Raw genomic sequence first — 12,492 nt, 5'->3', positions numbered from 1 at the left:
CTCCAGTCGGCCGGTGAACACCCCGTGGGGCTCGGTGGACTTGCTCTTGGCCCCGATCGTGGTGCCGGCGTCCATGACGCTGCTGCTGCTGGTGCTGACGGGTCAGACGCGGTCCGCCGCGATCAGCAGGTACTGGAAGGAACCGTCCTTGTACGAGTTGATGAACGCGTCCTCGATCCCCGTGACCAGCGAGGACGTGGCCCGCAGCTCCCAGTAGGGCAGCGTGTCGGGGGTGAGGTCGACGACGGCCGTCGGCACGAGGCGGTTGTCGGCCATGGCGCGCAGGTACTCCCGGCGCGAGTGGATGTTGCACTCGAAGTGCGCGTTGATCTGCGAGACCCACTTCGAGGGCTGACCGTAACGCGGGTTCCAGCAGCCGGTGATGGTCACGTAGCGACCGCCGACCTTGAGGACGCGGGAGTGCTCGGCGAAGAGGTCCTCCAGGTCGACGTACATGCTCGACTCGTTGTTCCAGGAGCCCGCGACCGACCCGGTCTCGAAGGGGGTGGCGAGCATGTTGCAGACGCGGGAGCGGACGCGGTCCTGGATACCCAGCTCCGCGGCACGGCCGTTCGCGAACTCGGCTTGCTTGGCGGACAGCGTCACACCCTCGACCGTGCAGCCGAAGCGCTGGTGCGCCATCACCATCGAGCCGCCGCGACCGCAGCCCGCGTCCACCAGAGTGTCGTCCCGGCCAATGTCGCCGAGGTGTCCCAGCAGGTACTCGGCCTGCGCCGACTCCAGCCGGTGGAGTTCGGCGACGAGCTTCTTCTCGCTCTCGCTGTCCTCGGGGCTGCCGAGTGCCGCGTGGTCCACGTCGCCGATGCCGTAGTGGTGGTGGTACAGGCCGTCGACGTCGCCGAGGCGCAGGTTCACCGGCCTGGCCTCCCCGTCCCAGTAGCGGGCGATGTCCCCCTGGTACGGCGTTGCCGGGCTGGTCGTCGCCGGCCGGGGGATGCGCAGGGAGGGGGCGGCGGTGAGTTCGGTGTGGGTCACAGGTGGTCCGTTCTTTACCAGAAGTCGGGCAGTCGGTAGCGGAAAGTGTTGGTCCGGTGCCAGTAGTGGTTGCCGTCGACCCATGCGGCCACGCCTCGCAGGAAGCGCTGCACATGAGGGGAGGGACACGCCTCGGTCAGAGCCGCGGCCTCGGCCTCGAAGTCGTGCATGAGGTCGTTGTGCACCTCGACCGACTTCAGATAGGCGTCGCGTTCGGAGAGGCCCTCGCGTTCGGCGATCACCACGGGCAGGTTCAAGTGGTGTCCGGGGGAGTCGAGTTCCTTGGTGTAGGAGTACAGGTCGTTCACGATGGTCGTCGCGTTCCCGGCCAGCGCGATGACCTTCTGCATGGCGGCTCGGGCGTGCAGGTCCGCCGGCAGTTCGTAGCCGCCGACGGTGTCGGTGATCGTCGGGCAGGGGCGGAAGTTGTTGAACTGGCGCATCGCCAGGTACTCCCACACCTCCGGTACGTGGTCCAGCTGCGCCCAGGCCGCTTCGGCGAGGTACCCCAGGTGCAGCCGTGCCATGTCGTGCCGGAGCCGGTCCGCCTGGGAGGGACTGGCCGCCCGGACGAAGTGGTCCATGGCGGAGCGGTACGCGCGCCGGGGCGCGTCGGCCCCGAGCGATTCGGCCCACCCCGGCTGGTACTCCTCGGTCGTGTACAGGGGGTCGAGGGCGGTGTGCGCCAGCAGGAGGCGTTCGCCGAGGCCGTCGGGCGAGCCGCCGTGGTCCTCGCAGTAGCAGTCGTCCACCGCGTTCTCGGCCACCATCAGCCGGGTGGCGAGCATGAGGTGGTCCACGGTGGGCGCGTCCGGATGGCAGGCGACCATGTAGCGGCCGACCGAGAAGCCGTCGAACTCCTTCTCCCAGTCGTCGGGGAACAGGTTGACCTCGTCCACGGCCCAGGCCTTGATCCGCCTGCTGACCTCCTCGACCCGCTCCGGATCGGGCTCGGCCACCGGGTGGTAATACAGCCCCGGGACGGGCGTCCCCTCCGCCGTGTCCACGACCGCCTCGGCCCCCGCCCCCGCCGCCGGCGTCGTCGGCGAAAGCAGTGGTGCCGGCAAGGGTGCCGCCGGCGGCGCTTCCCGCAGGATCAGGCGGAGGCCCGCCGTGCCCAGGCCGCTGGGGCCGCGCAGAAGGCGCTCCAGACCGGCGTCCGGCGCTGGAGCACCGGCCCCCGCGGTGGCGGGTGACGGCGGCGCGGCCGAGGGGGTCGCGGGTGGGGCGGGTAGGAAACCCGCAGGCGGGGTGGGTACGAAATCCCCGGGCGGGGTGGGCGGTGAGGGCGCGCCGGGTGCGCCGCCGGTGGCGGCCTTGACGTCTGGGGCGCGGGCCGCGGCGGACGCGAGTACGTGCGCCCCGAAGTGGGCGGCGGCCTCTGGCAGGCTCGACCGTGGCGGAGGCAGCTCGGGCGCTGGCATCCATGGCTCCTCGGGTGGGGTGGGCGGCTGTCCGAAAGCCCTCCGGGGCACCCGCGACCGTCCCTGGGGATCCGGGAACGTCGCAGGCCGCCCCTTTCCGGGCAGGGTCCGCTACCTGGGCCAGTGGGCGATCTGCACGTTCTCCAGCACGCCCACCGCGTCCGGCACGAGGATGGCGGCGGAGTAGTAGGTGCTCACGAGGTAGGACGTGATCGCCTTCTCGTCGAGGCCCATGAAGCGGACCGACAGGCCCGGTTCGTACTCGTCCGGCAGGCCGGTCTGGTGCAGGCCGATGACGCCCTGGTTCGCCTCGCCGGTACGCATGACGAGGATCGAGCTGGTCTTCTCCGGCGTGACGGGGATCTTGTTGCACGGGAGGATCGGAACACCGCGCCAGGCCGGCACCTGCTGCCCGCCGAGGTCGACGTGGTCCGGATAGATCCCCCGCGCGTTGAACCCGCGCCCGATCGCCGCGATCGTCCGGGGGTGCGCCAGGAAGAACTTGGAACCGCGGCGCCGGCAGAGCAGTTCGTCCAGGTCGTCCGGGGTCGGCGGACCGGAGTGCGGCTGGAGGCGCTGCTTGAAGTCGGCGTTGTGGAGCAGCCCGAACTCCCGGTTGTTGATCAGCTCGTGCTCCTGGCGCTCCCGCAACGCCTCGATGGTGAGCCTGAGCTGCTCCTTGGTCTGGTTCATCGGACCGTTGTAGAGGTCGGCGACCCTCGTGTGGACCCGCAGAATGGTCTGGGCGACGGAGAGTTCGTACTCGCGCGGCTTCAACTCGTAGTCGACGAAGGCGCCGGGCAGCTCGTGTTCGCCGACGTGACCGGCGGACATCGCGATCTCCGCCTCACCCCGATGGTTCTGCTGCCGGCCGGAGAGCGACGTGAACTCCTGGACGTGGGACAGGAGTCCGGGCGCGTTGGACGCCACGGCCGTGAAGTCGGAGCGTGACAGGGTGAGCAGTGTGCCGGACGTCTCGGCGGTGGCGGTCTGCTCCCACCGGGCGTCCTCGTCCAGCAGGGCGTGCTCACCGAACCGGTCGCCGTCGGCGAGTACGTCCAAGGCGACCTCGTCGCCGTACGTACCCACGCTGGTCTGGCTGATGCGGCCGTGGGCGACCAGGTGGATCCGGTCCGCCGGAGCTCCGCGCTCGACCAGCGTCTCGCCGGCGCGGAAGTCGCGCTGTACGCACCGGTCGGCGAGAGCGGTCAGCACCTCGACGTCGTCGAAGCCGCGCAGCAAGGCGAGTTCACCGAGTTCACGCGGGATCACCCGGACGTCGGCGCCCTCCTGGACGAACTCGATGGTCCCGTCGCCGACGGTGTAGGACAGACGACGGTTCACCCGGTACGCGCCACCCTGGGTCTCCACCCAGGGGAGCATGCGCAGCAGCCAGCGGGAGGTGATCTCCTGCATCTGCGGGGCGGACTTGGTCGTGCTGGCGAGGTTGCGGGCAGCCGCCGTGCTCAGGCTGGACTGCCGGGGCAGCGCCAGTTGCTCGTCCGGGCTCGAGTCAACAGTCATCGTGCACGCTCTCCATGGTCAGGGCGGTGACGCGGGCATACGGACGTCACCGGGCAACACGAGGGAAAAGGGGGTATGTGGAAGGAAACCCCTCCAGACGCAGAGGACACTAATGGCCGATCCGGCCCCGGGACCAAGGAAAGCCGCTGACATTAACTCGATACGATGATCACGCGCCGACTGATGTTTGTACGGGCGCGGAGGTGTTTCGGCCGCATCTGCGGCGTCTCAACTGCTCTACTCAGGCGCGTATTGGAGTGGGCGAGCCGCAGCGGGCAGGCGCCGCGGAGGAGTTCGGCGAACGCGTGTGCCCGCGTCGAACGGACCATGGGGCCGCGGCCCGAAGGTCGCGACCCCGTGGTCCGGACAAGCGGCTTCGACGCCGCGCCCTCATCGGTCGGACCCGGCCGAGGGAATGGAGGCGCCGGGCACGTCCCCCGGGAGCGAAGATCCTCCTCTCGCCCGGGTACGGCTGTTTCCAGTCGCGCGTCCGGTACCAGGTGAAGCGGTCTGCGCGGGGTTGGCGAAGTCGGGCGCGGCCTGGGGCCGGTCGGACGGGCTTCTGCGGGCTCGTGCACCGGTAGACCGCGACCGCGTTCGCGCGGCGGCCGAGCGTCACCAGCAGATGGCCGCCGTCGGTGAGGGGTACCGCGTCGGGCTCGTGGCCCGCCGACGTCTCCGGACACGGCCGGGTGGCACACCAACCTTCCAAGGGCGGGTGTTGAACGGGCCGGGAACGGCACACGGCAGTCCGCAGCGGCTCCGGTGGTTCTCCTCCGTCGTGGCGAAAGCGCCGACGGCACCGGAGACGGACACCGGGCGCTCCTTCGACCGGGGGAGGAGGGGGCGGAGTCGGGCGGCGCTGTCGAGGCGCGGATTTCCCCCCACTCCTTCGGGCCGACCGCCGACCGCCGACCGCCGGGCGGCCGGCCCGGACGGGAGGGCTCGGCTCCTGCCGGTGTCCCGCCTCTCCTGCTCTCCGGGCGGCCGGACGTTCCCCGGCTGCGGAGCCACGACCCTTACCCGTCGGGTAATTGACCCTCTCTGCGGGTCGTCGACACGCTGTGCGAACCGCTCGGCCCCGCGTCCACCCGGACGCGAACGCCGACGAACCTCCCCTCGTGAACGATCAGGAGTCCGACCGATGACCACCGAGACCGACCGCGGCGCCCCGGCGCTCCCACCGCCCGCCCTGCCGCCCGGGAATCCGGGCGTTCCGCACCGGCTGATCCTGCCGGTCGTGCTGGCCGGTGTCTTCATCACCACCCTCGACTTCTTCATCGTCAACGTCGCGATCCCCTCGCTGCGGACCGACATCGGAGCGAGCTCCGCCGCCGTCGAATGGGTGGTCGCGGGGTTCGGTCTCGCGTACGGCGTCGGGCTGATCACCGGAGGGCGCCTCGGCGACCTCTACGGGCGGCGCAGGATGTTCCTGCTGGGCCTGGCCCTGTTCACCGTCGCCTCGCTCCTGTGCGGCATCGCCCGGACCGGGGACTTCCTGGTCTTCTCCCGGGTCCTCCAGGGGCTGGCCGCGGCCCTGCTCGCCCCCCAGGTCCTGGCGCTGCTGAGTACCGTCTTCACCGGGGCGGCCCGGGGCAAGGTGTTCGTCGGCTACGGCCTGGCCATGGGACTGGCAGCCGTTTTCGGCCAGTTGATCGGCGGTCTGCTGATCGAGGCCGACTTCGCCGGCTGGGGCTGGCGCTCCTGCTTCCTGGTCAACGTGCCGCTCTGCTCACTCATCATCGGTCTGACCCTGAAGGTGGTTCCCGAGGCCCGGGCGGAGGGCCGGCCGAAGCTTGACCTCGCGGGCGTCGCCCTCATCACCCTCGCCCTGGTCGCCCTCGTGCTGCCGCTGGTGGAAGGCAGGGAGCAGGGCCGGCCGGCGTGGACCTGGGTGTCCTTCGGCGCGTTCGCGGTGCTGCTCGCCGTGTTCGTGGCCGTGGAGCGGACGATTGCCGCGCGCGGCGGATCCCCTCTGGTGAACATGGACTTGTTCGGTGACCGCGCCTTCGTCGTCGGTCTCGCCCTTCAGCTGGTCTTCTGGACGGGCCAGGCGTCGTTCTTCCTCGTACTCGCCCTGTACCTCCAGGACGGCCGGGGCCTGACCGCCCTGGAGGCGGGCCTGCTCTTCGCCGCGATCGGCGCCGGGTACCTCCACACGTCGATGAGCGCCACGAAGTACGCCGCCCGTCTCGGCCGTCAGGTGCTCGCCGTCGGCGCCCTGCTCATGCTCGCCGGCCTGGTCGTCATCGGCCTCACCGCCGACCGGCTCGGTACGGACGGCAACACCGCTTGGCTCGTCCCGGGACTGGTGATCGACGGCGCCGGCATGGGCCTGGCGGTCGCACCCCTGGCCTCCACGGTGCTGGCCCGGGTCGGCCCGCAGTACGCCGGGGCCGCCTCCGGCGTACTGACCACCGGCCTGCAGATCGGCAACGCGATCGGCGTGGCGGCGATCGGCGTCGTCTTCTTCGGAGCCCTCGGCGAGAACCCCGTGGCGGCGTCCTATCCGCACGCCTTCACCAGGGGAATCGTCTTCCTGGTGGCGGTCGCCGCTGCACTGGCCCTGCTGGTGCAGGCCCTGCCCCGCACGAACGCCGCCGCCGAGTGATCCCCACCTACCTCCCGGAGCGGCGGCCTGCCGTGCCCCGGGGCCGACCGGAAGAGAGCCCCGCATGAGCGCGCACGCGACTTTGGAACGCTACATCGCCCTCTGGAACGAGCCCGACCCCGCGGTCCGGCGAGCCGCGGTGGCGGCCCTGTGGCGGCCCGACGGCCTGCATCTCACCGCGACCCGGCGCTTTCGGGGTACCGAGGAACTGGTGGCCCGCGTCACCGAGGCGTACGACCAGTTCGTCGGCGGCCGGGCACTTCGATTCAGGTCCGGCGGCGAACTGATGCGGAACCACGGCGCACTGGCGTTCGACTGGGTGATGACGCCCGAGGACCGGAAGGACGAGGTGCTCGCAGTCGGCTTCGACGTGGTGCTGCTGGACGGTGACGGCCGGATCGCCGCCGACTACCAGTTCAACGAGCCCCCGGAGGCTTCGGAAGCACTCGACGGGCAGGCGGAGCGCCACCTGGCGCTGACGGACGTGGCCCGGCTCTACCTGCCGGACGCCCGCCTCGTCGACGTCGACGGAGTGCACGAAGGCCCGCACTCCATCACCGCCGCACTCGTGGACGCCGGCGCGCGGCTCCTGGCGGGCAGCGCCTCCGCGCAGCACGACGCGCTCCGCTACCGGTGGCGGGAGGACAGCGCCGACGAGAGGGCCGACCAGGGAGCGGAGGGCGTGGACTTCCTGCTCCGCGACGGTACGGGACAGGTCCGCGAGCACCACCGCTTCACCCGGACCAGGGGTTACGAGGGGTGACCCCCGGCCCCGCGGCCCGTCCGGGCCCCGCTGCCCGGACCCGGGCGGGCAGCGGCCCCTCCACGGACGTCCCGTCCCGTCATCTCCCGAGATCCGTACCGCGGTTGTCTTCCGAACCCGCACTGATGCAGGGTGAGGGGATGACCGAGGCGCACGACGAACGGCAGCCGCACCGACCGGTGGGCGCACTCGTGCGCCGGTGGCGGGAACGCCGGGGCCTCAGCCAGCTCGCGCTGGCCATCCGGGCCGACATCTCCGCCCGCCACCTCAGCTTCCTGGAGACCGGCCGGTCGAGCCCCAGCCGCGACATGGTGCTGCGCCTGAGCCGGCACCTGGAGCTGGCACCGCGCGAGAGGAACCAGCTCCTGCTGGCCGCCGGGTACGCCCCGGTCCGCACCGACTCACCGTTGGACGCTGCCGGCATGCGCCCCGTACGCGACGCGCTCCGGCAGATCGTCACCGGACACCAACCGCTGCCCGCCCTCGTCGTCGACCACGACTGGAACATCGTGCTCAGCAACAGCGGCTTCGCGCTTTTCGCCGAGGACGCGGCGCCCGAACTGCTGCGCCCGCCCGTCAACGCGCTGCGGCTCGCGCTGCACCCCCGGGGGATGCGGTCGCGCGTCCTGAACTTCCCCGAATGGCGCGACCAGTTGCTGCTGCGCCTTGAGCGGCGGGTCGAGCTGACCGCGGAACCGGGGCTGGCCGGGCTGCTGCGGGAGCTGCGGGGCTACCCGGCGGCCGGGGAACCGGACCGGCCGTCCCGCGCCGAGGGCACCGATCTCACCCTGCCGCTGCGGTTGCGGTACAGGGGTGCCGAACTCTCGTTGATCTGCACCATCGCCACCTTCGGCATGCCGCTCGACGCGACCGTCGCGGAGCTGGCCGTCGAGGCGTTCCTGCCGGCGGACGCCGCCACCGCCCAGGCGCTCAACCGCCTCGACGCCGCCGACCCGGCCGGTCGTCCCGACCGGACCGCCGTTTTCGCCTCGGCACCGGAGTCTCCGGGCGAGGTACCCGGCGTGTGAGGGACACCGCCCGGACCGGCGTGCGCTTTGATCGGTGGACGAGGACAGGGCAGAACGGACCGTCGATGGAGCGCCCGGCATGACCGATGAAGAGTCCGCCACCCCCCACTGGCTGTTCGGCGATCAGCTCGGCCCCCACTTCACCGATCCGGCGGGGGGCGGACCGCACCGGGACGCGCCGCTGCTGATGATCGAGGCCAGGAGTGTCTTCAGGCGCAGACGGTTCCACCGCGCCAAGGCCCATCTGATCCTGTCGGCGATGCGCCACCGGGCCGCCGAACTCGGGGACCGGGTGCGCTACGTCAAGGCCGACACCTACCGCGAGGGGCTGCGCGAGGCCGTCGGGGACGGGCCGGTGACCGTTCACCACCCCACGTCCCACGCCGCCCGCGCCTTCGTGGACGCCCTGCCCTCCGTACGCGTCCTGCCGGCGCGCGGTTTCCTCGTGACGCACGAGGAGTTCAGGAAGTGGGCGGACGGCCGCAGCGCGAAACACCTCCGCCAGGAGGACTTCTACCGCTGGGTCCGCCGGACGCACGATCTGCTGATGGAGGGCGACCAGCCGGCCGGTGGCCGGTGGAACCTGGACCACGACAACCGGGAACCGCCACCGCGCGGCGCGCGTGGGCTCGGTGTCCCGGCGCCCTACCGGCCTCGGGAGAGCGACATCGACGCCGAGGTGCGCGCGGACCTCGACCGCTGGGCGCGCGACGGGGACGTCGGGTTCGTCGGCGAGGACGCGCCCCGCAGATTTCCCGCCACCCGCCGCGAGGCCCTCGCGGCACTCCGCCGCTTCACCGAGCACCGGCTCCCCACGTTCGGCGCGTACGAGGACGCGGTCCTCGCCGAGGACAGGACGATGAGCCACAGCCTGCTCTCCTCGTCGCTCAACCTCGGGCTGCTGGACCCCGCGGAGTGCGTCGAACGGGCCGAGGCGCGCTGGCGGTCCGGCGACGCCCCGCTCAACAGCGCCGAGGGCTTCGTACGGCAGATCGCGGGATGGCGCGAGTTCGTCTGGCACGTCTACTGGTACTTCGGCCCGGAGTACCGGGAGAGCAATACCCTGCGCCACCGGGGCCGGTTGCCCGAGTGGTTCACCGAACTGTCCTCGCGGGGCACGGGCGCGAACTGCGTCGGGCACGTCCTCGACCAGGTCAAAGAGACCGGCTGGACCCACCACATTCCGCGCCTGATGATCCTGGGCAGCCTCGCCCTGCAGCGGGGCTGGGACCCGCGCGCCGTCACCGACTGGTTCCACCGCAGCTTCGTGGACGGCTACGACTGGGTCATGCTCCCCAACGTGGTGGGCATGTCGCAGTACGCGGACGGGGGCCGGATGACCACGAAGCCGTACACCTCCGGAGGCGCCTACATCGACCGTATGAGCGACCTCTGCGGCCCCTGCCGCTACAAGCCCACCGTGCGGGTCGGCGAGGACGCCTGCCCCTTCACCGCCGGATACTGGAACCTCCTGCACCGCCACCGTGACCGGTTCGAGCACAACGCGCGGATGAGCCAGGTGGTCCGAGGGCTGGACCGCCTCACCGATCTGGACGAACTGCTGGAGCAGGAACGGAACCGCCGGGACTGAGAGCGCGACCCACCCCATCCGGTGGCCGTCGGCCGCCCGCACGCGAGAAGGAGCAGCACGTGGAGCAGCGCTCCGGACGGCCCGCAGCGGAGGATTCCGACCCGGCGGAGGATCCCGACCCGGCGGAGCCCCAGCAACAGGCGCTCTTCGGATGGCCGGATCCCGCATCGGAGTCCGCCGTGCCCCAGCCGTTCCGTGACAGCCCCCGGGCGCACCGGATGCTCGACGTGCGGGAGGTGTACGCCGAGCCGGCCGCGCTCGACTCGCCGTGCGGCCGGCAGATCATGGCCCGGCTGCCCGGGGTGCCCGTGACGGAGGTCGACACCCACTGGCGCATCCCCTCCCTCCACGGCAACGACGGCAACATCGCCCGGTGGGTACGCGTCAAGACGGAGACGCTCGTCCTCGGCGTCAAACAGCACCTCGTCACCCGCCCCAACGGAAGGTCGGCCGACTGGATCGCACCCGGCGCCTCCAACGGGTGCGCGATGGCCTGCGTCTACTGCTACGTACCCCGGCGCAAGGGCTTCGCCAACCCCATCACGCTGTTCACCAACATCGAGGCGATCGTGGCCCACGTCCGGCGCCACGTACGCGCCCGGGGCCCCAAGACGGAGCCCAACCAGTGCGATCCCCACTCGTGGGTCTACGACATCGGCGAGAACGGCGACTGTTCCGTGGACGCCCTGATCTGCGACAACACCGCCGACCTCATTGCCGCGTTCCGTACGCTGCCGACGGCGAAGGCCTCCTTCGCCACGAAGTTCGTCAACCCCGACCTGCTCGCGCTCGACCCGCAGGGCCGTACCCGGGTGCGCTTCTCCGTCATGCCGCCCGACGACGCGCGGCTCCTGGACATCCGCACCAGCCCGGTCGCCGAACGGATCGCCGCCGCCGCCGACTTCCTCGACGCGGGCTACGAGGTCCACTTCAACCTCTCGCCCGTCGTGCTGCGCCCCGGCTGGCAGCGGGACTGGGCCGAGCTGTTCACCCACCTCGACGACGTGCTGCCCGCCCGGGTGAAGGAGCAGGCGGCCGCCGAGATCATCATGCTGACCCACAACCAGGCGCTCCACGAGGTCAACCTCGGCTGGCACCCGCGCGCCGAGGACGTGCTCTGGCAGCCCGAGGCCCAGGAGACCAAGCGCTCGCAGAACGGCGCGCTCAACGTCCGCTACGAACGAGAGATCAAGCGGCGGTCCCTGATCCGCCTCCAGGGCCTGCTGGAGGAGCACGCGCCCTGGATGCGTGTCAGGTACGCCTTCTGACGGCGTCGAGTCACCGGGGCCCACCGGCGCCGCTCAGTCACTTCGGACGGCCATGCGGACCACGCCGACGCCACGGCCGGGCTCGGCGGCCGGCGACCTCGTCGGCGCCGGGGCCCCGTACCCGCTCGGCGCTGCGCGGGCTCGCGGTGGCGGTGACGTGCGCGCCCGCCCGGTGGGCGAGCTGGACGGCGTACCCGCCCACGGCGCTTTCGCCGCCGTTGACGAGGACGCTCTGCCCTGCCTTCAGGGCGCCGTGCCCCGAAGTGGCCTGGTCGGCGGTGAGCGCGACGCCGGGGACGGCCGCCACGTCGACCGGGTCGACGCCCTGGGGGACGGTGGCGAGGATGCCGGCGGGAGCGAGCGCGCACTCGGCCGAGGCGCCGTGGGAGTGCAGCGGAAGGAAGCCCGCCACGGCGGTGCCTCGGTCCCGTCGGTCCCGTCCGGGCCGACGGCGGCGAATGGTGCCGGAGAGGTCGACGCCGGGCACGTGCGGCGGCTCCAGCGGCGGCATCTCGCGCAGGTAACCGCCCCGTCCATGTCCGTGCGGGGCGGGCTGCACGGACATGTGCGGGCTGCACGGACATGTGTTTTCAGTTGGAAGCATATTCGAAGGTAATATGCTTCTGAATGGAAACAACCGACCGGAGGGCCGATGTCAGCCGACGAGAGGCGCACGGATGCGTACTTCGCCCTGATGGAAGCGGGCGGACTGCTGCAGATGCTCATGGAGGAGCAGCTCAAGCGGGACGGCGGCATCAGCTACCTGCAGTTCTTCCTGCTCGCCAGGCTCGCCGAGGCTCCGCAGGGGCGGATGCGGATGACCGACCTCGCCGACACCCTGATCCACAGTCGCAGCGGGCTGAGCTACCAGGCCGGAAAGCTGGAGTCGGCCGGCCTGATACGGCGCGAACCGTCACCCCACGACGAGCGCTCGGTGACCGCAGCCATCACGCCGGAGGGTCGTGAGCTGCTGGAGAACGTACTCCCCGGGCACCTCGACGTCGTCCGGCGCGGGATGTTCGAGGCGCTGGACGACCGGCAGTCCGACGCCCTGGCGGACGCCCTCGGGGCAGTCCGGGACCGGCTCCGCGCGCTCGTCCCCTCGTCCGCCGAGCGCCGCCGCGGCCGAACCCGCGACTGACGTCGTGCGAGCGGTGCGACCGGGCCCGCCGCCGCGCGAGGGGTGCTTCCCCGCTGACGGCGGAGTCATCAGTACGCGCGTTCGTGTGCGGGCCGAGCGTTCCTGCTTGGGGTCCGAACCCCTTCTGGTGGGGATCGCCGGGGAGG

At 71.5% G+C, this 12,492-nt stretch carries 10 protein-coding genes; 6 read left to right on the top strand and 4 right to left on the bottom strand.

Annotation, left to right across the window (positions count from 1 at the left end; translation table 11 throughout):
* Nucleotides 1-102: 102 nt before the first annotated feature.
* The 3 genes from ACWD3D_RS24010 to ACWD3D_RS24000 all read right to left on the bottom strand — a co-directional run bounded on the left by ACWD3D_RS24010 (nt 103) and on the right by ACWD3D_RS24000 (nt 3,944).
* Nucleotides 103-996 (bottom strand): geranyl diphosphate 2-C-methyltransferase, encoded by an 894-nt coding sequence (locus ACWD3D_RS24010; RefSeq protein ID WP_451462876.1) that lies wholly within the window; start codon nt 994-996, stop codon nt 103-105.
* 14 nt (nt 997-1,010) lie between these two features.
* A complete protein-coding gene (locus ACWD3D_RS24005) occupies nt 1,011-2,420 on the bottom strand; it encodes a family 2 encapsulin nanocompartment cargo protein terpene cyclase (RefSeq protein ID WP_451462875.1) in 1,410 nt (469 codons plus the stop codon).
* Nucleotides 2,421-2,531: 111 nt separating this feature from the next.
* The gene (locus ACWD3D_RS24000; RefSeq protein WP_451462874.1) at nt 2,532-3,944 is read right to left on the bottom strand and encodes a family 2B encapsulin nanocompartment shell protein; all 1,413 of its coding nucleotides are present in this window, start codon (nt 3,942-3,944) and stop codon (nt 2,532-2,534) included.
* A gap of 1,144 nt (nt 3,945-5,088) precedes the next feature.
* Between ACWD3D_RS24000 and ACWD3D_RS23995 the strand changes: the two genes are divergently transcribed.
* The 5 genes from ACWD3D_RS23995 (at nt 5,089) to ACWD3D_RS23975 (ending at nt 11,205) form a co-directional block, all read left to right on the top strand.
* On the top strand, nt 5,089-6,555 hold the full coding sequence (locus ACWD3D_RS23995; protein WP_451462873.1) for an MFS transporter: 1,467 nt from the start codon (nt 5,089-5,091) through the stop codon (nt 6,553-6,555).
* A gap of 64 nt (nt 6,556-6,619) precedes the next feature.
* On the top strand, nt 6,620-7,318 hold the full coding sequence (locus ACWD3D_RS23990; protein WP_451462872.1) for a hypothetical protein: 699 nt from the start codon (nt 6,620-6,622) through the stop codon (nt 7,316-7,318).
* Nucleotides 7,319-7,458: 140 nt separating this feature from the next.
* Nucleotides 7,459-8,346 carry a helix-turn-helix domain-containing protein gene (locus ACWD3D_RS23985; RefSeq protein WP_451462871.1) on the top strand — a complete coding sequence of 296 codons (888 nt, stop codon included), beginning with the start codon at nt 7,459-7,461 and terminating at the stop codon, nt 8,344-8,346.
* Between the two features lie 79 nt (nt 8,347-8,425).
* Nucleotides 8,426-9,937, top strand: a complete 1,512-nt coding sequence (locus ACWD3D_RS23980) for a cryptochrome/photolyase family protein (protein WP_451462870.1) — start codon at nt 8,426-8,428, stop codon at nt 9,935-9,937.
* 59 nt (nt 9,938-9,996) lie between these two features.
* Nucleotides 9,997-11,205, top strand: coding sequence for a spore photoproduct lyase family protein (locus tag ACWD3D_RS23975; RefSeq protein ID WP_451462869.1), 1,209 nt, complete (start codon nt 9,997-9,999; stop codon nt 11,203-11,205).
* Nucleotides 11,206-11,242: 37 nt separating this feature from the next.
* On the opposite strand, the gene ACWD3D_RS23970 is transcribed toward ACWD3D_RS23975, so the two are convergent.
* The gene (locus ACWD3D_RS23970; protein WP_451462868.1) at nt 11,243-11,770 is read right to left on the bottom strand and encodes a hypothetical protein; all 528 of its coding nucleotides are present in this window, start codon (nt 11,768-11,770) and stop codon (nt 11,243-11,245) included.
* Between the two features lie 87 nt (nt 11,771-11,857).
* Between ACWD3D_RS23970 and ACWD3D_RS23965 the strand changes: the two genes are divergently transcribed.
* The gene (locus tag ACWD3D_RS23965; RefSeq protein WP_451462867.1) at nt 11,858-12,346 is read left to right on the top strand and encodes a MarR family winged helix-turn-helix transcriptional regulator; all 489 of its coding nucleotides are present in this window, start codon (nt 11,858-11,860) and stop codon (nt 12,344-12,346) included.
* Nucleotides 12,347-12,492 lie beyond the last annotated feature (146 nt).

Source organism: Streptomyces sp. NPDC002690 (assembly GCF_053592415.1).
The sequence above is the reverse complement of the archived record's forward strand: the minus strand, read 5'-3'. Positions and strand labels throughout refer to the sequence as shown.